The organism is Paenirhizobium daejeonense (assembly GCF_014280875.1).
In the GTDB taxonomy this organism is placed as follows: domain Bacteria; phylum Pseudomonadota; class Alphaproteobacteria; order Rhizobiales; family Rhizobiaceae; genus Allorhizobium; species Allorhizobium daejeonense.
The window spans coordinates 109,699-130,288 of record NZ_JACLAL010000001.1; the positions used below are offsets into that span (position 1 = coordinate 109,699).

Sequence of the window (20,590 nt, forward strand, 5' to 3'; positions counted from 1 at the left end):
GTGAGTAAGGCCGGAGCAACTGCAGTGGTTGCTCCGGCCTGTTTGTGTTCTGGAATATTGTTTGTCGCTCATTCGCCTGCCGGAATAGTTCGAGGCATCGACTTGCCTGCAAGTTGCCTATCGAGTAGCACCACCTTAAACGCGCTGGGCCTGAACGGGGCGAACCCGATACCCATTTTGAGCGGACATCGGAAGGTTGTGACTGGTGAAGGTGCTACATTTCTTCAAGACCTACTGGCCGGACACTTTCGGCGGTGTTGAGCGAACGATCCATGCGTTGGCAAAAGGAGGTCTCGCTCACGGTATCGAAGCCAATGTATTGTCTCTCAGCCGTTCGCCGGTCGAAAACACCCGCGAGTTCGATGGTCATATGGCTTACAAAGCGAAGCTGGATCTCGAGTTCGCATCTACCGGCTTTTCGCGCGAGGCTTTTTCGAGGTTCCGTGAACTCAGCGCCAGCGCAGATGTGGTTCACTACCACTTCCCCTGGCCGTTCATGGATGTCGTTCATCTGCTGTCGCCGCCGGGCAAACCGTCCGTCGTTACTTACCATTCGGACATCGTGAAGCAGAAGACATTGTTACGTCTCTATGCTCCGCTCATGCATCGCTTCCTGTCAAATGTGGACAGGATAGTGGCTACGTCACCGAATTATCTCATGACGAGCGAGGTGCTTCAGAGACATCGTGAGAAGACGTCAGTTGTTCCGATCGGTCTCGACCCTGCCGACTATCCCCGGGCAAGCGAGGAGGAAAAGGCGAAATGGCGTAGCCGTTTTGCAAGGCCGTTCTTTTTGTTCGTGGGTGTCCTTCGTTATTATAAGGGACTTCATATCCTCCTTGATGCGGCGCGTGCCGTCGACGCCGATATCGTCATCGTCGGTGATGGTCCCACGCGGCAGGAACTGCAGGAAAAGGCCGGATCTGTCTCCTTAACGAACGTTCACTTCCTTGGAGCACTGCCGGATTCGGCGAAGGCCGCGTTGCTGGAGATCTGTCGTGGTTTTGTCTTTCCGTCCCACTTGCGGTCGGAAGCATACGGCCTCTCGCTTGTGGAAGCCGCGATGTTCGGCAAGCCGATGATCAGCTGCGAGATCGGGACGGGGACCAGTTTCGTCAATCAGGATGGTGAAACCGGAATAGTCGTTCCGCCCCAAGATCCGGCAGCTTTGGCGGCGGCAATGAATCGCTTGTTATTCGATGACGTTTTCTGTCGTGCAGCGGGCTCCAAAGCGAGTGAACGGGCGCAAAGTGTCATGAGTGCTGCGAGCATGACGACCGCCTACGCCAATCTCTACAGGGAAATTGTGTAGGCGTCCGTTTCAAGGCGCCGCGTTGCGCGAACAGGCGCTTTCGCTTGTGGCTCGCGACGTTATCGCGAGCCGCCATAAGGCATCGCCTTGCCTGCCAACTGAAGTACGCCCCGCTTGTATCGCGTGGGCATCACCTCGCGGCACAAGTTTTCGGCATCAGGTCGCCAATGATGCCAAAACGATATCCGGCGCGACTGGAAAATCAAGGAATTAAGGGCTTTTAGGGAGAATTGGCTGGGGAACCTGGATTCGAACCAAGATCGACGGAGTCAGAGTCCGCTGTTCTACCATTGAACTATTCCCCAACGGAGCGAAGCGCCTTGGGCGTCCGTCGGTGAGCGGGCTTATAACCAAAAAGATTGCTGCTTGCAAATACCCGTTTTGAAAAAACTTTGCAAAAAAATGACATGAGCTCAGAGCGCGGGGGCAAGCTGTTCGAAACAGTGGTAAAAACAGTTTGGCTAATGGGCTGCTCGCTGATATCATTTTACCAACGAAAATCGAAAAGACGCCTGCAGCATGACTTCGGCCAAGGTCGGAGCCTTTGCGCGGCGCGATGGGCAAGACAGTGACAGACCCCGATCGCGGCCAGAGGCCGCCAAGCGAGGGGGCGTCGACGGGTAAGCGCAAAGGTGGGGGTTCCCGCCGGCGCGGCAAGGCCAAAAGGGGTGCAGCGCCGCAGGCGGGTGCTGTCTCTCAGGCTTTGGAGCATGCTGCGCATCAGGCGGCTGCTACGCGACGTTCCGATATCGACGCGGCCGATGGCCCCGTTCGCAAGCGCAAGAAGCGTCGGCGGAATCGTTCGGGCCATAAAGGGCCCGAGGCGATTGCAGCGCAAGTGGTCGAGAAAACCTCTTCCGACAAAAACACGACGCATGATGCACTCGCCGCCGATGGCCGTGCGGGCAAGAAGCGTCGTCGAAGCCGCAACCGTCGTGGTCCGCATGTGCGGCCGTTGGCTCCTGCCGGCGCGCAGCCGCAGGCCACGTCCGCCCGGCAGGCGACGCCGGAAGCGGCGCCTGCCCAGCCGCATCATCATCCCCGTCCGCATCACTCCGGCGATCACCACCATCACGGTAACCGTCGCAATCCGCAGCACCAGACGGAACGAGGACGGGGAACGTCAGGCCATGAGCAATGGCCGGATGATCTCTACGCCGCGCTTGATCTCGGCACCAACAATTGCCGCCTGCTGATCGCCCAGCCCACCCGTCCGGGCCAGTTTCGCGTGGTCGATGCCTTCTCGCGCATCGTTCGTCTCGGGGAAGGGCTTGCGGCCAATGGTCGGCTTTCGGCTGAAGCTATGGACCGCGCCGTCGAGGCGCTGCGCGTCTGCGCGGGTAAACTTGCGGGCCGCCAGATCAGGCGGATGCGGCTGATTGCGACCGAAGCCTGCCGCGCTGCTGAAAATGGCGAGGAATTCCTGGCGCGCGTGACGGTCGAGACCGGGCTTGAGCTCGAAATCATCAACCGTGAGACGGAAGCGCGGCTTGCCGTATCCGGTTGCTCTTCTCTGGTCGGCCGCGAGGCGCGTTCGGTCGTACTCTTCGATATCGGCGGCGGCTCGTCCGAGATCGCGGTCATTCGCATCGGTGAGAATCGTTCGAGCCGTCTGGCCAATCACATCACCCACTGGACATCGCTGCCCGTCGGCGTGGTTACCCTGTCTGAGCGTCATGGCGGCAAGGATGTCACGCCTGTCGTCTTCGAGGCGATGATACAGGAAGTGCAGGGAATGCTGGAGCGGTTCGATTGCCCGCCGGCGTCGGGGTCGAATGCGGGTGAGGATGGTTTCCATTTGATCGGCACGTCCGGAACGGTGACGACGCTTGCCGGTGTCCATCTCGATCTTCCCCGTTACGACCGCCGCAAGGTGGATGGTCTGTGGCTTTCGGATGCCGAGGTTTCGGCCATGCAGGCAAAGCTTTTGTCATGGGACTATGCGGGACGCGCCGCCAACCCGTGCATTGGCCCGGACCGTGCCGATCTGGTGCTGGCCGGCTGCGCCATTCTGGAGGCGATCCGCCGTCGCTGGCCATCGAGCCGCATGCGCGTTGCCGACCGGGGCTTGAGGGAAGGACTGCTGACAGACATGATGGCCGATGACGGAGTGTGGCGGCGAGGCCGTCCGCGCCGGCCCCATAAGGAGCGCTGACGCAATGACCAAACCACCCGTGGGCGGCAACCGTACTGGCCGCAAGCTCGGCCAGAAGGTCAAGAAGGGCAAGCTCAAGGCCTCGTCCCGCCGCTGGCTCGAACGCCATATCAACGATCCCTATGTGCAGCGGGCGAAGCTGGAGGGTTACCGTGCGCGCGCCGCCTTCAAGCTGCTCGAGATTGACGAGAAGCACCAGATTCTCAAGGGCGCGAGGCGCGTTATCGACCTGGGTGCCGCTCCCGGAAGCTGGTCGCAGATTGCAGCCAACGTGACCGGTTCGACCGATGAGGACATCCGCGTCGCCGCGATCGACTTCCTTGAGATGGCGCCCCTTCCGGGTGTCAAGGTTCTGCAACTCGACTTTCTCGATCCCGATGCGCCGCAGAAGCTGATCGAAGCCGTTGGCGGCACACCCAACCTCGTCATCTCCGACATGGCGGCCCCGACGACCGGCCACCAGAAGACGGACCATCTGCGCACCATGCATCTCTGCGAAGTCGCCGCCCATTTCGCCGTGGAGGTGCTGGCCGAAGGTGGCCATTTCCTGGCGAAGACCTTCCAGGGCGGCACGGAAAAGGAACTGCTCACCATGCTGAAGCAGAATTTCCGTCAGGTCGTTCATGTGAAGCCGGGGTCGTCGCGTGCCGAATCGGTGGAAATGTTCCTGCTGGCCAAGGGCTTCAAGGGGCGCCGCGCGTCCGAAACGCGGGATGCGGAAGACGAGACGGTTGAAGCCGAGGAATGAGCCGCCGCCATGCTGCTTTATGTCACGATCGGCACCAATGATCTCGCCCGCGCCATCCCTTTCTATGATGCCGCACTCGCCCCGCTTGGCCTGAAGCGCAAGCGGACGGATGCGGTTGAGGCGGGTTACGGCGCGGATGACGATGTGCGCTGCCGTCTCTGGGTAACAAAACCTTTTGACCAGAAGCCCGCGACCCGTGGCAATGGTTCTATGGTCGCGTTGGAAGCGATGACCCGTGCAGCGGTCGGTGCGTTTTATGCCGAAGCCCTGGCCAATGGCGGCACGGATGACGGCCCACCGGGTCTCAGGCCTTTTCACGCGCATTTCTACGCGGCCTATGTGCGCGATCCCGATGGCAACAAGCTTTCCGCCGTCTGCGAACGGCCGGAATAAAACGGACTGAGCTTTATTTGACGGGGATGTCCTCGCCCACATCTGCTGGCCGGCGATGACCTGATACGGCGGAGCCTGCATCGCGGGCCAGCCCGATGAAGGGGATCACCGCCAGAAGCGAGAGCGCTGCGACGACCGCGAAGGCAAGGTGGAAGTCCACAAGCGACAGCTCCCGCCCGTGAAGTGCGATATTGGCCTCGAGAATGGCGGCCGCGACGGCGACGCCAAGCGCGAGGCTGACCTGCTGCATGACCGAACTCATGGAGGTCGCCTGGCTGGCCTGCTCATCCTCGATATCGGCATAACCCAGCGAATTGACGCCGGTGAAGAAGAATGAGCGGCAGAAGCCTGCGACAAGCAGAAAGCCCATGATCACGTAATGGGGCGTGCCGGGCGAGAAGAAGGAATTGGCTGCCGTCATCGTGGCACCGCCGAGTGCCGCGACGATCAGCACGCTACGAAAGCCGGCCGCGGCAAAGACGCGCCGTGCCATGAACTTGGTGGTGATCGCGCCGATTGCCCCGATGAAGGTGATGAGACCGGACTGGAAGGGCGTCATGCCGAAGCCGAGCTGCAGCATCAACGGCATGAGGAAGGGCACGGCACCGGTCGAGATGCGGAAGATCGTACCGCCGGTGATCGAGGCGCGGAAGGCCCGGTTGCGGAAGAGTCCGAGGTTGAGCAGCGGCGCGGGATGACGCTTCGCGTGCTGCACGTAGAGAATGCCGCTGATGATCCCGATGGCGACTGCGCCAAAGCCGACCTGCAGCGGCAGTGCCGGCAGACTGACGACGGAGAGGCCGAACACCACGCCCGAGGTGGCGAGTGCCATATAGACGAAACCCTTGAGGTCTATTGCCGAGGTTGAGGTCGGCGGTACTTCCGGGAGATAGACCGTGGACAGCCACACCCCAGCGAAACCGATTGGCACATTGATCAGGAAGATCCACTGCCAGCTGAAATAGGTGGTGATGAAGCCGCCGATCGGCGGACCGGTCAGTGGGCCGACAAGGGCCGGAATGGTCAGGAGCGCCATGGCGGAGACGAGTTCGCTACGCTTTGTTGTCCGAAGCAGTACGAGACGTCCGACGGGCGTCATCATCGCTCCGCCCATACCCTGCAGGAAGCGGGCGCCAACGAAGGCGATGAGTGACTGAGAGGTCGCGCACAGTATGGAGCCGGCGATGAAGACGAGGATGGCCGCGCGGAAGATCTTCTTCGCCCCGTAGCGGTCCGCCATCCATCCACTGACGGGAATGAAGATCGCAAGCGCCACCATATAGGAGGTAAGCGCCAGCTTCAGCGTGATCGGGCCGACGCCAAGGTCGGTCGCAATCGCCGGCAGCGCCGTGGAAATCACCGTCGAGTCCATCTGCTCCATGAAGAGCGCAACGGCGAGAATGAGCGGGGTGATGCGGTTCATCAGGTGGGAATCCTGCGCGGCGGGGGAGGGCCAAGCGATGCCTTTTTAGCCGGAGCGGAGGCGTCTGCCAATGGTGTTGCCGCACGTCGGATCACGTCTGCGTGAGGCCGGTTTCCTGAACGACAGGATTGCCTATTTTGCCCGAATGGCCGTCATCCGGCGGCTCCATGGATCGTTTGAGAGCGGATCGCTTGAAAGAGGAGTGGGTAATGACAGCAATGAACAGGCGCGTATTGCTTGGTAGCGCAGGGTTCGCGGCCCTGGCTGCCCCGATGATCATGACCCGCGCGGCGGTGGCGCAGACCGAAACGCCGACGAAGGCCGATCGTGCATTGTTGCCGGACACCCATGGGTTCAAGCTCGGTAGCTTCGAGGTCGTCGTGGTCAAGGACGGTGCAATGCCCTCCGGAGCACCCGGAGAAACGTTCGGGACGGATCAGTCGCCGGAGACTGTCGGAGAACTGCTCGACCGGAATTTCCTGCCGAAGGACCGGTTCGTCAACAGCTTCTCGCCCGTACTCGTCAATACCGGCTCGGATGTCGTTCTGTTCGATACCGGCCTCGGAGAGGGTGCCCGGGCCAAGGGCGGCGGACGTTTGGTTGAGGGGCTGGCTTCTGCCGGTTACAAGCCGAAAGACGTCTCCATCGTCGTGCTTACTCACATGCACGGCGATCACATCGGTGGCCTGATGGAAGGCGGCAAGCCGGCCTTCCCGAATGCGCGCTATGTGACAGGACGGACGGAATATGATTTCTGGGTCGATTCGGCTCGCGTCGGAACGCCTGCTGAAAACGGGCACAAGGGTGTGCTCGCCAGTGTGCAGCCGCTCGCCGAGAAGACGACCTTCGTGGAGGACGGGGCCTCCGTCGTCACGGGCATCACCGCCGAGGCTGCGTTCGGCCATTCACCGGGCCACATGATCTACCGGCTCGAATCGGAGGGGCGCCAACTGCTCCTGACAGCGGATACGGCGAACCATTTCGTGCTGTCGCTCCAGCGTCCGGATTGGGAGGTCAAGTTCGACATGGATAAGGCCGCGGCTGCCGCGACCCGCAAGCGCGTATTCGACATGGCGGCGGCGGATCGCCTGGCGTTCCTAGGCTACCACATGCCTTTTCCTGCCGTCGGCTATGTCGAAAAGATCGATACGGGTTACCGTTTCGTGCCCAAGGCCTATCAGTTCGACATCTGAATGCTGAACGGTATTCGGGCCGGAGTTGATCCGGCCTGAATCTCCGAACGAAACCGTCGTGAGGGCTTAACCCTGATTGTGCAGTTCGTCTGCTGCCTGATGCAGCATTTCTAGCATCCGGGTCTGGATTTCGCTTTCCTTCACCTCGACGCCAGCCGCTTCGAAGTCATGACGCAGGCGCTCCAGCAGCCGGTGAGGTTCGTTCACCTGGGTTAGCGCCAGTTCGCGGGCATAGGATTCGCCATCGGTGCGGCCCATCGCTTCCGCAGCCCACTTGCCGATCATGACGTTGCGGCGGACTTCCGCCTTGAACAGCATTTCCTGCTGGTGTGCATATTGATCTTCGAATGCGCGGGCGCGCTGCTGCAGGTTGTTCATCGTATTCACCCCTTGTTTCCCCAGGCCCGTTCTTGAACCTGCAGCGATCATACGGAGAGACCTTTCAAGGTCGGTTTGGAAAATCGGTAAAATCTTTCGCAATGCACCAAAATCGCCCATCCGATGCTGCGTTTGCTGTTTTGCAGGTCTGCAATGCGCGTCGGTCGAGGTTTTCCTATTCCCTTCCTGTCATGAACGTGTTACCAGCCCTCGCCAACTTCCAAGCATTTCATGCAGGAGCGTCCGGGGGAGACACCCCTTTCCCGGAGGATTCTGCCTATTCAACCGAAGGAATTGGCAATGGCACGCATCGTAACCTCGGCAACCGGCGCGGAAGCGCTCACCTTCGACGACGTCCTCCTGCAGCCCGGGCACTCCGAGATCATGCCGGGTCAGACCAACATCGCAACCCGGATAGCAAAGGACATCGACCTTTCGCTGCCGATCCTTTCCTCCGCCATGGATACGGTCACCGAAAGCCGTCTCGCCATCGCCATGGCCCAGGCCGGGGGGCTTGGCGTCATTCACCGTAACCTGACCCCGATCGAGCAGGCCGAGGAAGTCCGTCAGGTCAAGAAATTCGAAAGCGGCATGGTCGTCAATCCGGTGACGATCGGCCCAGACGCAACGCTTGCCGAAGCGCTGGCGCTGATGAAGGCGCATGGCATTTCCGGCATCCCGGTCGTTGAGAACGGTGGCCGCCCCGGTCGTCTCGTCGGCATCCTGACCAACCGCGACGTGCGCTTCGCTTCTGACCATTCCCAGAAGATCCATGAACTGATGACGAAGGAAAACCTCGTCACCGTGCGCGACGGCGTCGAGCAGAGCGAAGCCAAGCGCCTCCTGCATTCCCACCGCATCGAAAAGCTGCTGGTGGTCGATAATGACGGTCGCTGCATCGGCCTCATCACCGTCAAGGACATCGAGAAGTCGCAGCTCAACCCGAACGCCGTCAAGGACCTTCATGGTCGCCTGCGCGTCGCCGCTGCCATCTCGACCGGTGACGATGGTCGCGAACGCGCCGAACGGCTGATCGATGCGGGTGTCGACGTCATCGTCGTCGATACCGCCCATGGTCATTCCCAGAAGGTTCTGGATGCCGTTTCGATCGTAAAGAAGATGTCGAACTCGGTTCGCATCATCGCCGGCAACGTCGCGACCGGCGCCGGCACTCGCGCCCTGATTGACGCCGGTGCCGATGGCATCAAGGTCGGTATCGGTCCGGGCTCGATCTGCACCACCCGCGTCGTCGCCGGTGTCGGCGTGCCGCAGCTCGCAGCCGTCATGGCCTCGGTCGAAGAAGCCGAAAAGCACGGCATTCCGGTCATCGCCGACGGCGGCATCAAGTTCTCCGGCGATCTGGCCAAGGCGATTGCCGCCGGTGCTTCGGCCGTCATGGTGGGCTCGCTGCTTGCCGGCACGGATGAAAGCCCAGGCGAGGTCTATCTCTATCAGGGCCGCTCCTTCAAGGCATATCGCGGCATGGGTTCCGTCGGCGCCATGGCGCGCGGCTCCGCTGACCGTTACTTCCAGGCGGAAGTGCGCGACACGCTGAAGCTCGTTCCGGAAGGCATCGAGGGGCAGGTTCCCTACAAGGGTCCGGTTTCGGCCGTGCTGCACCAGCTCGCAGGCGGTCTGAAGGCTGCCATGGGGTATGTCGGCGGTCACGACATCAAGGATTTCCAGGAGAAGGCGACCTTCGTGCGCATCTCCGGCGCCGGTCTCCGCGAAAGCCATCCGCATGGCGTGACCATCACCCGCGAAAGCCCGAACTATCCGGGCGCAGCCTGATCGCTTCCGTTTCATGGACGGCCGGATAATTCCGGCCGTCTCTCCCTATTCATGTTTTATGCATTTTGCCGCGGACGGAGATGTCTTCAATGACAGGCTTCCAGATTTTCTGGCCCATTCTCGCCCAAGTCTTCCTTGTTTACGGTCTTTACGGATTGCTGCGCCTGCGCCGTCAGCGTTTGCGGCGGGAAGGTCGTCTCGACGAAGAGACGATGCGCTGGGGCCGTAACGATCCGCCGGAAACGCTGTCGGTCCGCAACTGTATCGCCAACCAGTTCGAACTGCCGGTTCTCTTCTATATCTGCTGCATTCTTCTGTTCATCGCCGAGGCGGACAATCTGGTGTCAGTCGTCCTCGCCTGGATCTTCGTTGCCACGCGCTATGCCCATGCGGCCGTGCACGTGACCAGCAATCGCATGGCGCTGCGTTTTCCCGCGTTTATGGCCGGCTTTCTTGCTCTTGGCGGAATGTGGATCTGGCTCGCCGTCTGGATGGCGACCTCTTAAAAGTGACCGGCGCTCACGCGCATGTGTCTTGGCCCATCGTTCGGGGCTCCTATCATTCATTCAGGCACGAGAATTCGTGCGGCTGATGATACGACTGAGGAGGAGATCCCATGAACACGCCGAAGATCACACAGGCGATGATCGACGCCTATGACGAATACACCCACCTGACGCTCGACCGGCGCCGGTTCATGGAAAAGCTGACCATGCTGGCCGGATCCGGCGCTGCCGCGGTGGCGATCGCCCCCATGCTCGCAGCCAGCAAGGCCAATGCCGCCATGGTTGCGGACGATGACACGCGGCTGGTGACGCAGGATGTCACCTATCCCGAGGCTTCTGGCGAGATGAAGGGCTATCTGGCAATCCCGAAGGATGCCGCCGGCAAGTTGCCGGGTGTGATCGTCATCCATGAAAACCGCGGCCTCAATCCGCATATTCGCGATGTCGCCCGCCGGATGGCGCTCGAAGGTTTCGTGGCGCTGGCTCCCGATTTCCTCTCGCCGCAGGGCGGTACGCCGGAAAACGAGGATCAGGCGCGCGAGATGTTTTCGAAGCTGGACATGGCGGCGACCGTCGCCAATGCCGAAGCGACGCGCGCGTTCCTCGCAAGCCACGACAAGGTGAACGGCAAGGTCGGCGCCATCGGCTTCTGCTGGGGCGGGGGGCTGGTCAACCGGCTGGCCGTCGCCTCGCCGGAACTCGGGGCAGGGGTTGCCTATTATGGCATGCAGCCGCCTGCGGAAGACGTTGCGAAGATCAAGGCGCCTCTTTTGCTGCACTATGCGGGCCTGGATGAAAGGGTCAATGGCGGTATCGAGGCCTACAGGGCAGCCCTGGAGAGGGATGGCAAGACCTTCGAAATCCACATTTATGAAGGCGCAAATCACGCCTTCAATAACGATTCCTCGGCTGCCCGTTACAACAAGGCGGCGGCCGATCTCGCTTGGTCACGCACCGTGCCGTTCCTGAAAAAATACCTTGCCTGAACGTTGCGGTGCAGCATCGTTTGCAGCTTCCGGCTGTCGCAGATGTGCGACGCCGGGTTTTCGATTTCGGTCTTCGGCTTGATGCGGATCAAGAAATGCATAGGCGGTTTGGGCTAGCTTCCCTCCAGCTTCGCGGTCGTCACGTTGCGCGGCTGAATGTGAGTTCAATCCAAAGTCATCTACCAGGGAGATCGATATGGCATCTATGATGAAGGCCGCCGTGGTGCGGGAGTTCGGCAAGCCTCTGGTGATCGAGGAGGTCGCTATCCCCGAACCGGGCCCCGGACAGATCCTCGTTAAATACGAGGCTACCGGCGTTTGCCACACCGACCTGCATGCTGCCAACGGCGACTGGCCGGTTAAGCCCAATCCGCCGTTCATTCCGGGTCATGAAGGTGTGGGTTACGTCGCCAAGCTCGGTGCCGGCGTCACCCGCATCAAGGAAGGCGACCGCGTCGGCGTTCCTTGGCTCCACACCGCTTGCGGCTGCTGCACGCCTTGCCGCACCGGTTGGGAAACCCTGTGCGGCAGCCAGCAGAACACCGGCTATTCCGTCAATGGCACGTTTGCCCAGTATGGTCTCGCCGATCCTGATTTCGTCGGTATGCTTCCGGCCAATCTGGAATTCGGCCCGGCTGCCCCGGTCCTTTGCGCTGGCGTCACTGTCTACAAGGGCCTCAAGGAAACCGAAGTTCGCCCCGGCGAATGGGTGGTCATTTCCGGCATCGGCGGTCTCGGCCATATGGCCGTTCAGTACGCCAAGGCCATGGGCATGCATGTCGTTGCCGCCGATATCTTCGATGAGAAGCTGAAGCTTGCCAGGGAACTTGGCGCTGATGTGACGGTCAACGGCCGTGATGCTGATGCCATTGCTCAGGTACAGAAGGCAACAGGAGGTGTGCATGGTGCGCTCGTCACCGCCGTCTCTCCCAAGGCCATGGAACAGGCTTATGGCTTCCTGCGCTCTAAAGGCACGATGGCGCTGGTTGGTCTGCCGCCGGGCTTTATTTCGCTGCCGGTCTTCGACACCGTTCTGAAGCGCATCACGGTGCGCGGTTCCATCGTCGGCACGCGTCAGGATCTTGAGGAGTCCCTGGTCTTCGCCGGCGAAGGCAAGGTGAAGTCTCATTTTTCCTGGGACAAGATCGAGAACATCAACGATATCTTCCATCGCATGGAAGAAGGCAAAATCGACGGCCGCATCGTCCTCGATCTCGCCTGATTGTTCTTCGTTTGAACAGAGGGCCGCGTGTTATGCGCGGCCTTTTTCGTTTTCGTGACTTGCCACGATGGCCTCCGCCAGAGCTTCCATGTCGGCCCGTCGTGGACTGGACCGACGCCAGATCAGGCCGATTTCGCGGGATGGTTGCGGATCGGCGAAGGGCACGATGCGGATAGCATTGCGGGCGGTTTCGGTCTCTATTGCCATTTCCGGGATGAGGGTCAGGCCCATATCGTGTGACACCATCTGCAAAAGCGTGGTCATCGACGTCGCGCCGAAATTGACGAGGCTGCGTTTGTTCGCCGCCTTGCAAACCGAAAGCGCCTGATCGCGCAGGCAGTGGCCTTCTTCCAGCAGCAGTAGTCGTTCCGGATCGACCTCCGTTTCGGTCATCGGAGACAGGAGCACGTCGCTTTCGTTGTCGGCCATGGCCATGTAGAAGCGGTCGGTGAAGAGCGATTTGCTGACGACGTTATCGGCCTCGATTGGCAGTGCTGCGATGATCGCGTCGAGCTTGCCTTCCGAGAGGTCGTTCACCAGTCTGCCGGTCACCGCTTCCTTCAGTTCCAGTTCGATAAGCGGATGCGCCCGCCTCAGGAACGGCACGAGTTTCGGGACCAGATAGGGCGCGACTGTCGGAATGATGCCGAGCCTGAGCAGTCCGTCGAGGGTTCCTGAGCCATATCGCGCCGCCTCCTCCAGCCGGTCGACGCCCGCCAGTATCGAGCGGATGTGGCCGAGAACCTCCAACCCCTTCCGTGTCAGCAGTGTTCCGGACCGGGTGCGCTCAATCAGCGTTACGCCCAGATGCTTTTCCATTTCCATGATCTGCGCCGACAGCGCCGGCTGGCTGACATGCACCATTTCCGCCGCCCGGCCAAAGTGCAGGGTGGTGGCAAGGGCTTCGAAATAGCGCATTTGTCGGATGGTCAGCATGATAGGAATTTCTTATCGAAAGATCCAAAAAAGACAATTGGAGATTATCGAAGTTTTCGCCGAATGTGACCCCATAAGGCGTTCACAAAAAAACAGGAGGTCGGAATGAACGAGCATGTGAAACCCGCGGGCAAATGTCCGGTAATGCATGGTGGCAATACCGCAACGGGCAAATCCGTGATGGACTGGTGGCCGAATGCGCTGAACCTCGATATCCTGCACCAGCACGACACCAAGACCAATCCGCTCGGCAAGGACTTCAACTATCGTGAAGAGCTTAAGAAGCTCGATGTCGAGGCACTCAAGGCCGACCTGCGTGCGCTGATGCTGGATAGCCAGGAATGGTGGCCGGCTGATTGGGGCAGCTATGTCGGCATGATGGCACGTGTTACTTGGCATGCCGCAGGCTCCTACCGCGTCACCGACGGTCGCGGTGGCGCCAACACCGGCAATCAGCGCTTCGCGCCGCTCAATTCCTGGCCGGACAACGTCAATACCGACAAGGGCCGTCGCCTGTTGTGGCCGATCAAGAAGAAGTACGGCAACAAGATCTCCTGGGCCGATCTTATCGCGCTCGCCGGCACGATCGCCTATGATGTTGCCGGCCTGAAGACCTTTGGTTTTGCCTTCGGTCGCGAGGATATCTGGCATCCGGAAATAGACACCTACTGGGGTGAAGAGAAGGAATGGCTGGCGCCGAGCGACGGTCGTTACGGCGACGTGACCAAACCGGAGACCCTCGAAAATCCGCTCGCCGCTGTGCAGATGGGCCTCATCTACGTCAACCCGGAAGGTGTCAACGGCAAGTCCGATCCACTCGCCACCGCTGCTCAGATGCGCGAGACCTTCGCCCGCATGGGCATGAACGACGAGGAAACCGTGGCGCTCACCGCCGGCGGCCACACGATTGGCAAATGCCACGGCAATGGCAGCGCGGCCAACCTAAGCCCGGATCCGGAAGCGGCCGGTCCGGAGTTCCAGGGGCTTGGCTGGTTGAACACCCACGGCCGCGGTATCGGCCGTGACACCGTCGTGTCCGGTCTCGAAGGCGCCTGGACCACCGAACCGACCAAGTGGGACAACGGCTACTTCAAGATGCTTTTCGAGCATGAATGGCATCTGGTGACCAGCCCTGCCGGCGCGCACCAGTGGGAACCGATTGCGATTGCTGAACAGGAGCGTCCGGTCGACGTGGAGGATCCGTCGATCCGCCGCAATCCGATGATGACTGATGCCGACATGGCGCTCAGGGTCGATCCGATCTATCGTGAGATTTCGTTGAAGTTCAAGGACGATCAGGACCACTTCTCCGACGTCTTCGCCCGCGCCTGGTTCAAGCTGACCCATCGTGATGTCGGCCCGAAATCGCGTTATTTCGGCCCGGATGTGCCTGCTGAAGACCTGATCTGGCAGGATCCCATTCCGGCAGGCCGCACGGATTATGATGTCGTAGCCGTCAAGGCCAAGATCATCAACAGCGGTCTTACTACCGGCGAGATGGTGGCCACTGCCTGGGATAGTGCTCGCACCTTCCGTGGTTCCGACAAGCGCGGCGGCGCAAACGGCGCTCGCATTCGCCTCGCCCCGCAAAAGGATTGGGAAGGTAACGAGCCCGAGCGTCTGGCAAAGGTGCTGGCCATTCTTGAAGGCATTGCGGCGGAGACCGGGGCCAGCGTCGCTGACGTGATCGTGCTCGCTGGCAATGTCGGTGTCGAACTCTCGGCAAAAGCCGCCGGGTTCGATGTCGAGGTTCCGTTTTCGCCGGGTCGCGGCGATGCCACGGCCGAGCAGACCGATGTGGATAGCTTCGCGGTGCTCGAGCCACTCGCCGACGGCTTCCGCAACTGGCAGAAGAAGGACTATGTTGTCAGCCCTGAAGAAATGTTGCTTGATCGCGCCCAGTTGATGGGGCTCACCGCTCCGGAACTCACGGTTTTGATCGGCGGTCTGCGGGTGATCGGCGCCAATTATGGCGACTTGAAGCACGGTGTATTCACCGATCGCGTCGGAGCGCTGACCACCGACTTCTTCACGACGCTGACGGACATGGCCTATTCCTGGGTCCCGACCGGCAGCAACTCTTACGACATCCGCGACCGCAAGACCGGTGCGGCGAAATACACGGCCTCCCGCGTGGATCTCGTGCTCGGTTCGAATTCCATCCTGCGCGCCTATGCGGAAGTGTATGCCCAGGACGACAATAAGGAGAAGTTTGTGCGCGATTTCGTGGCGGCCTGGACCAAGGTGATGAACGCGGATCGTTTCGATCTCACCTGATCGGGGCTGGGTGACGCTTGACCGTGTCACATGTGACATCCGGAGCCGCAGCGACACAGTTGCTGCGGCTCCGGTTTTGTTTTTCCGCCTACGGTTAAATTGCGTTCTTTTCTTTTAGGGAAAAGCGCATAGAACCTCGTCTATGTGGCCTGATGCCGGCTTATGGGCCGGAAGCGGGTCAGGGACGGGAAGATGACGTCGAAGAAAATCAGCAGCCGGCTTCAGTTGCGAAAGAAGCCGCAGCAGGAGCGTAGCATCCAGCGTCTGGATGCTATCATGGAAGCCGCTGTCGACCTCATCGCCGAGCACGGTGTCGCCAATCTCAAGATGACCGATATAGCGGCTCGCGCTGGCGTGCCGGTCGGTTCCCTCTACCAGTTCTTCCCGGAAAAAGCCGCGATTATCAGGGCCTTTCACGATCGCCATACGACGGTGGTGCAGGAGCACGCGACCGCAGCTTTTCCCGATGTCAAATCGACCGCCCAGGCGATCGATATGCTGTCGCGGCTTTTCGATGATTTCTACAAGATCTACCGGGCCGACCGCACCTATCTGTCTGTCTGGATGGCGGGTATGACGGACCGCGATTTTCAGGTGCTCAACCTTGCGCATCTCGATCGTTTGACCGACATCGTTGTCGCTGCGCTACACCATCTTGTTGATCAAAAGCACCTGGAAGTCTTTCGACTGCGTGTTCATATGGTGCTTTATCTTAGCGGTGCGCTCGCCCGCTTTGCCATGGTGCGCGATGAGGCAAGCGCGCAGAAATACCTTGCCGAATGGAAAGCCATGGGCGCCCGAACCCTTTTCGAGTTCGACGGCTAGAGCAATTCCGGCAAAAGTGGGAACCGGCTTTGCGTGAGGAATTGCGTAAAAACAAAAGGTTAGAGCATTGTAGGCGCCCCCGTTTTCGCCGCAAATGCTCTAGATCTCCGTAACACAGCCACGACCGGGTGGCAGACTTGCTGGCGGTCTCCCGGCCTTACCAGCCGGGAATCATGTGGCCGGCACGCAGGCGCGGATAGTAACGCGGATAGGTTTTTACATCGCCGTCGAGATCATCTTCGACATTGGCGGGCGTGATGTTGTCGAGGCAGGCAGTGATGTGATCGGTGATCGCGTTCATCAGCGAGCTCGAAAGGCCGGGCCGCTTCATGATGCCGATCTGTACCGGGGGGAGCGGGGGGAAGCCGTCGGCTTGGGTCAGTACCTTCATGCCGGTTCTTAGCGCCGATTCCGGCAGTATGGAGACGGCCATGCCGGCGAGGACTGCCGACGCAACGACGGTAGACGACCAACTGGTGAACAGGATCTGGTATTCGCGCCCGTCCGCATCGAGCGCCGAGCAGGCAAGCTGGCGCCACTGGCAGTCACGCCGTCCGACGGCAAGCGGCACGGGCGCGTCATCTTTCAGCGGATGGTTGGCCGAGCCAACCCAGCAGAGCGGTTCCGTCCGCACCACGTCGGACTGGCGCAGCTGCGGGTTATGGGTCACCAGCGCAATATCGAGTTCACCTTTCGACATCTTCTCCGAAAGATCCGCAGACGGTTCGCAGACGATATAGAGCTCGACATTGGGATGGGTCTTGGCAAAGCGGCCGATGATTTCCGGCATGTATCGGTCGGCATAGTCGTCCGGCGTGCCGATCCTGAGCGTTCCCTCGAGGCGGTTGTCGTCGAAGGCCGCAATCGCCTCGCTATTCAGACGGATGATCCGCCGCGCGTAATTCAGAAGCTTGTCGCCTTCGGCCGACAGTCGGTTGCCGCGGCCGTCCTTTATGAAGAGCTGCTTGCCGATCCGCTCTTCGAGCCGACGCATCTGCATCGAGACCGCCGATTGCGTCTTGAAGACACGCGCGGCTGCCTTGGTGAAGCTGCCCGTATCCACGATCGCTATGAACGTTTGAAGCTGGTCGATATCGAGGGGTGCAGACATGGGAACAATCCATAAGACGACTTGATGATAACTATTAGAAACATTCGTTGGACTGATCAATAGCCTTTCGGCATCCTCAGGCTGCAAATCAGTGCTTGTCGGAGAAGGGCCCCGAGCTCCTCCAATGGTTATGGTTCACCTCCGTTGCGGTTGCAGCGGGGAGCATTTTCTCGTGCCGAATCGAAAGGAAGACTGTCATGAGCACGACCGAACGGATGATCGAACTCGATATCGCCCTGCCGCGGCAAACGCCAATTCAGCGTCTGGTTGCTGCCCTTGTGACGGTGCGATCCGTTTGGCATGCCATGCGCAACCGACGTGCTGCGAACTGCCTTGCCGAACTTGACGATTTCCAGTTGCGCGACATCGGGCTGACCCGATCCGAAGTCAACCGGATCCTCGGCATGTCCGGCATCGCGGACGATCCTTCGCAGCAGCTTTCACACGCGGCGCGCAATCATGCGCGCCGCGCCCTGCGAGGTCTGCCTGTCGATTGAGAGAACATGATTCTGCCGGGTGACTTTCACCCGGCCTTACTGATCCCCGCAGGGTGATAGCCAATAAACCCTGCTTACTTGCCCGGCGACGGAAGTTCCTCGCCGGGCTTTTTTATGTGGATAGCGCTACCAATTGCCGAAGTTTTAGGCGGAGGTAACGGCTTGCTAACGTTGATATGGCAGCCATAGACGAATTGTGTCGATCTATGCCCGCCTTGTCACGGAGCCCTTCAGATGCGCATTTCGCGAAAGCTGCCTGTTGCTGCCGCTCTCTTCACCCTGGTAAGCCTTTCGGCTTCCATGGCCATTAATCTTTATCTCGAACACCGCACGCTGACGGCTCAGGTCTATCAGAAGCTGGAGGCCACGGCAGACGGTCGCCGTAACGAGGCGCGAGGCTACCTCGATGGTGTTCGCCTCGACCTCTCGGCTATTTCGACCAGCTTCACCACGCAACAGTCGTTGTTTGCCTTCAGTGGTGGCATGAACTTCCTCGGCGACGATCCGGCCAAGGAGCTGCAGACGCGCTATATCGACGAGAATCCGAATCCGGCAGGCGAGAAGTACAAGCTCGACACCGCCAAGAAGGATGCTTACGACCGCGCCCACAAGCAGTATCATCCTGCCTTTCTCAAGCACCTCCAGGGCCAGGGCTATTACGACCTGTTCCTGATCAATCCCGCCGGCACGATCGTATACTCGGTGATGAAGGAACGTGATTTCGGCACGAACCTGCTGACCGGGCCCTACAAGGATACCGGTCTGGCCACCGTGTTCCAAAAGGCCTTGAAATCGAAGGGCGACGAGATCGCTATGTCGGAATTCGAGGCTTACGGTCCCTCGGGAGGCAATGCCGCATCCTTCGTGGCCACTCCGATCATGCAGAATGGCCGCGCGATCGGTGTCCTTGCCTACCAGCTTCCGAATGCCCGTTTCAATGTGATGTATTCGAACAAGAAGGGTCTGGGCGAAACGGGTGAGACAATCCTCGTCAGCACCAAGGGTGAGGTCATCAACGACAGCATCCATACCTCCGCGGACGATGCGCTCCACGTTGTCGTCAATTCGCCACTGGTCAAGGCTGCCGTTGACGGACAGGAAATGACCGGCAAGGTCGAAGGCTATCGTGACATGACGAGCTATGCGGCGGCTTCCCCGTTGGAATTCGCCGGTACGCGCTGGGCCGTCATCGCCCTGATCGGCGAGGATGAAATCGCCGCGAACCTCAGGACCACCACCCTGGTTTCGGTTGCCTTCGGTGGGCTCCTCATTCTGATCGGTTCGATTGTGGCGATCCTCTATTCGCGCACACTCACCCGCCCCATCTCCGCTCTGGTGAAGTCCATGGAGGACCTTGCCGGTGGCAATACCGATATCGATCTTCCGGGCGAAGACCGGAAGGACGAGATAGGCGATATGGTGCGCTCGGTTGCCGTCTTCCGCCGTGCTGAAATCGAGAAACGGGAGCTGGAAAGCGATGCCGAACGTCGCCGGATGGCCGGCGATCAGGAGCGCCGTTCCCGCGATGCGGAGAAGGCCGCGGAACAGGCCGAACTCACGGAAGCGATCGATGTGCTCGGCACGGCCCTGCAGAGGCTGGCGAGCGGCGATCTGACGGCGGTCATTCACAAGCCGCTGTCGAGTAATCTCGATCGTCTGCGCGTGGATTTCAACGCCTCGCTGCAACGGCTGTCGCACACCGTTTCCGCCGTTCATTCGAACGTCAACGAGATCAACCGCAAGAGCGGCAAGGTCGGTTCCTCGACGGCGGATCTTTCCCGCCGCACGGAACAGCAGGCCGCAGCACTCGAGCAGACGTCCGCCTCGATCCGTCAGATTATGGAGGCGATACGCCAGTCGTCCGACCGCGCCGAGAACGCTTCGCAGCTCGCAAGCCAGGCGCGCGCCAATTCCGACCGCTCCAGCCAGATCGTCAGCGGTGCCGTCAATGCGATGGAACGCATCGAGAATGCCTCGAGCGAGATCTCCAAGATCATCAACGTCATTGATGAAATCGCCTTCCAGACCAACCTTCTGGCGCTGAACGCCGGTGTCGAGGCGGCCCGTGCGGGTGAGGCTGGCAAGGGCTTTGCCGTCGTCGCACAGGAAGTGCGTGAACTCGCCCAGCGTTCAGCCAACGCCGCGAAGGACATCAAGGCGCTGATCACCAAATCCGGAGAGGAAGTATCAAGCGGCGTGAGCCTCGTTCGGGATGCCGGCGGGGTTCTGTCCGACATCGCGGGTCAGGTGGTCGAAATCGGCGATCACATCCATTCCATCGCGGGTGCAGCCCGCGAACAATCGAGCAGCCTGAAGGAAATCAACTCTGCCGTCGGCCGGATGGAAGACGTGACCCAGCAGAACGCCCGCGCCGCCGAGCAGACCAATGCCGAAATGACCGGCCTGTCGCGCGATGCGGAAATGCTAATGGGTCTCGTCGGTCAGTTCACGGTCGAAAAAGGCGCGATCCCTTCGGAACAACGTTTCGCGGACCTGCGGGAAACCGGCTTCAGACGCACGGAAACGGTTGCACCCGCACCGGCGCCAGTCGCTAAACCGGTAACTAAGCTGCGGCTTGCATCGGCTAACACTCCGGCTCCCGCCCGTTCCGTGGCATCGCCGGCACGCGCCCTGCTGGACAAGCTGTCCTCCGGTATGGGCAAGGCGGGCACAGGGTCTAAGAGCAAGGACGAGAGCTGGGAAGAATTCTGAGCCCGTTGACAGGGCAATGAAGAGCCCGGCCATACCTCGGTGCGCAATACGATAATCTCGCGCTGAATGACATCAACAGTGGCTGCAAAGGGGCGGCCACGCCGGCTTTCCGGAAACAAGAATGA

The 20,590-nt window shown here is 60.3% G+C and carries 17 protein-coding genes and 1 tRNA gene; 13 read left to right on the forward strand and 5 right to left on the reverse strand.

Annotation, left to right across the window (positions count from 1 at the left end; genetic code table 11):
• The first annotated feature begins 205 nt into the window (after nt 1-205).
• Nucleotides 206-1,312, forward strand: a complete 1,107-nt coding sequence (locus H4I99_RS00470; RefSeq protein ID WP_163903612.1) for a glycosyltransferase family 4 protein — start codon at nt 206-208, stop codon at nt 1,310-1,312.
• A 231-nt stretch (nt 1,313-1,543) separates the two neighbouring features.
• Here H4I99_RS00470 and H4I99_RS00475 read toward each other — a convergent pair.
• A tRNA-Gln gene (locus H4I99_RS00475) sits at nt 1,544-1,617 on the reverse strand.
• A 263-nt stretch (nt 1,618-1,880) separates the two neighbouring features.
• On the opposite strand from H4I99_RS00475, the gene H4I99_RS00480 reads away from it, so the two are divergent.
• From H4I99_RS00480 to H4I99_RS00490, 3 genes are read left to right on the forward strand one after another with little or no spacing between them, the layout of a single operon-like run.
• Complete coding sequence (locus tag H4I99_RS00480) at nt 1,881-3,467, forward strand: Ppx/GppA phosphatase family protein (protein WP_163903614.1); 1,587 nt, start codon at nt 1,881-1,883, stop codon at nt 3,465-3,467.
• Nucleotides 3,468-3,471: 4 nt separating this feature from the next.
• Complete coding sequence (locus H4I99_RS00485; RefSeq protein ID WP_163903616.1) at nt 3,472-4,215, forward strand: RlmE family RNA methyltransferase; 744 nt, start codon at nt 3,472-3,474, stop codon at nt 4,213-4,215.
• A gap of 9 nt (nt 4,216-4,224) precedes the next feature.
• Nucleotides 4,225-4,608, forward strand: coding sequence for a VOC family protein (locus tag H4I99_RS00490; protein ID WP_163903618.1), 384 nt, complete (start codon nt 4,225-4,227; stop codon nt 4,606-4,608).
• A gap of 13 nt (nt 4,609-4,621) precedes the next feature.
• Here H4I99_RS00490 and H4I99_RS00495 read toward each other — a convergent pair whose 3' ends face one another.
• Nucleotides 4,622-6,031: an MFS transporter gene (locus tag H4I99_RS00495; RefSeq protein ID WP_163903620.1), complete on the reverse strand. Its 1,410-nt coding sequence runs from the start codon at nt 6,029-6,031 to the stop codon at nt 4,622-4,624.
• A gap of 218 nt (nt 6,032-6,249) precedes the next feature.
• Here H4I99_RS00495 and H4I99_RS00500 point away from each other — a divergent pair, with 218 nt between their 5' ends.
• Complete coding sequence (locus H4I99_RS00500) at nt 6,250-7,224, forward strand: MBL fold metallo-hydrolase (protein WP_163906102.1); 975 nt, start codon at nt 6,250-6,252, stop codon at nt 7,222-7,224.
• A gap of 66 nt (nt 7,225-7,290) precedes the next feature.
• Here H4I99_RS00500 and H4I99_RS00505 read toward each other — a convergent pair whose 3' ends face one another.
• On the reverse strand, nt 7,291-7,602 hold the full coding sequence (locus H4I99_RS00505; RefSeq protein ID WP_244624869.1) for a DUF1476 domain-containing protein: 312 nt from the start codon (nt 7,600-7,602) through the stop codon (nt 7,291-7,293).
• Between the two features lie 300 nt (nt 7,603-7,902).
• On the opposite strand from H4I99_RS00505, the gene guaB reads away from it, so the two are divergent.
• The 4 genes from guaB to adhP all read left to right on the forward strand — a co-directional run bounded on the left by guaB (nt 7,903) and on the right by adhP (nt 12,107).
• The gene (guaB, locus tag H4I99_RS00510) at nt 7,903-9,393 is read left to right on the forward strand and encodes an IMP dehydrogenase (RefSeq protein ID WP_163903624.1); all 1,491 of its coding nucleotides are present in this window, start codon (nt 7,903-7,905) and stop codon (nt 9,391-9,393) included.
• Between the two features lie 89 nt (nt 9,394-9,482).
• Nucleotides 9,483-9,899, forward strand: coding sequence for an MAPEG family protein (locus H4I99_RS00515; protein WP_163903626.1), 417 nt, complete (start codon nt 9,483-9,485; stop codon nt 9,897-9,899).
• Between the two features lie 110 nt (nt 9,900-10,009).
• Complete coding sequence (locus tag H4I99_RS00520; RefSeq protein WP_163903628.1) at nt 10,010-10,885, forward strand: dienelactone hydrolase family protein; 876 nt, start codon at nt 10,010-10,012, stop codon at nt 10,883-10,885.
• 196 nt (nt 10,886-11,081) lie between these two features.
• Entirely contained in the window at nt 11,082-12,107 is a 1,026-nt protein-coding gene (gene adhP, locus H4I99_RS00525) for an alcohol dehydrogenase AdhP (RefSeq protein ID WP_163903630.1), read from the forward strand.
• A gap of 30 nt (nt 12,108-12,137) precedes the next feature.
• Here adhP and H4I99_RS00530 read toward each other — a convergent pair whose 3' ends face one another.
• The gene (locus H4I99_RS00530; RefSeq protein ID WP_163903632.1) at nt 12,138-13,043 is read right to left on the reverse strand and encodes a hydrogen peroxide-inducible genes activator; all 906 of its coding nucleotides are present in this window, start codon (nt 13,041-13,043) and stop codon (nt 12,138-12,140) included.
• Between the two features lie 105 nt (nt 13,044-13,148).
• On the opposite strand from H4I99_RS00530, the gene katG reads away from it, so the two are divergent.
• Nucleotides 13,149-15,320 carry a catalase/peroxidase HPI gene (gene katG / locus H4I99_RS00535; protein WP_163903634.1) on the forward strand — a complete coding sequence of 724 codons (2,172 nt, stop codon included), beginning with the start codon at nt 13,149-13,151 and terminating at the stop codon, nt 15,318-15,320.
• A gap of 192 nt (nt 15,321-15,512) precedes the next feature.
• The gene (locus H4I99_RS00540; protein ID WP_163903636.1) at nt 15,513-16,145 is read left to right on the forward strand and encodes a TetR/AcrR family transcriptional regulator; all 633 of its coding nucleotides are present in this window, start codon (nt 15,513-15,515) and stop codon (nt 16,143-16,145) included.
• 157 nt (nt 16,146-16,302) lie between these two features.
• Here the strand turns inward: H4I99_RS00540 and H4I99_RS00545 are convergent, their stop codons facing one another.
• On the reverse strand, nt 16,303-17,256 hold the full coding sequence (locus tag H4I99_RS00545; RefSeq protein WP_163903638.1) for a LysR substrate-binding domain-containing protein: 954 nt from the start codon (nt 17,254-17,256) through the stop codon (nt 16,303-16,305).
• 197 nt (nt 17,257-17,453) lie between these two features.
• Here H4I99_RS00545 and H4I99_RS00550 point away from each other — a divergent pair, with 197 nt between their 5' ends.
• The gene (locus H4I99_RS00550; protein ID WP_163903640.1) at nt 17,454-17,753 is read left to right on the forward strand and encodes a DUF1127 domain-containing protein; all 300 of its coding nucleotides are present in this window, start codon (nt 17,454-17,456) and stop codon (nt 17,751-17,753) included.
• A gap of 234 nt (nt 17,754-17,987) precedes the next feature.
• A complete protein-coding gene (locus H4I99_RS00555) occupies nt 17,988-20,465 on the forward strand; it encodes a methyl-accepting chemotaxis protein (RefSeq protein ID WP_163903642.1) in 2,478 nt (825 codons plus the stop codon).
• The last annotated feature ends 125 nt before the right edge of the window (nt 20,466-20,590 follow it).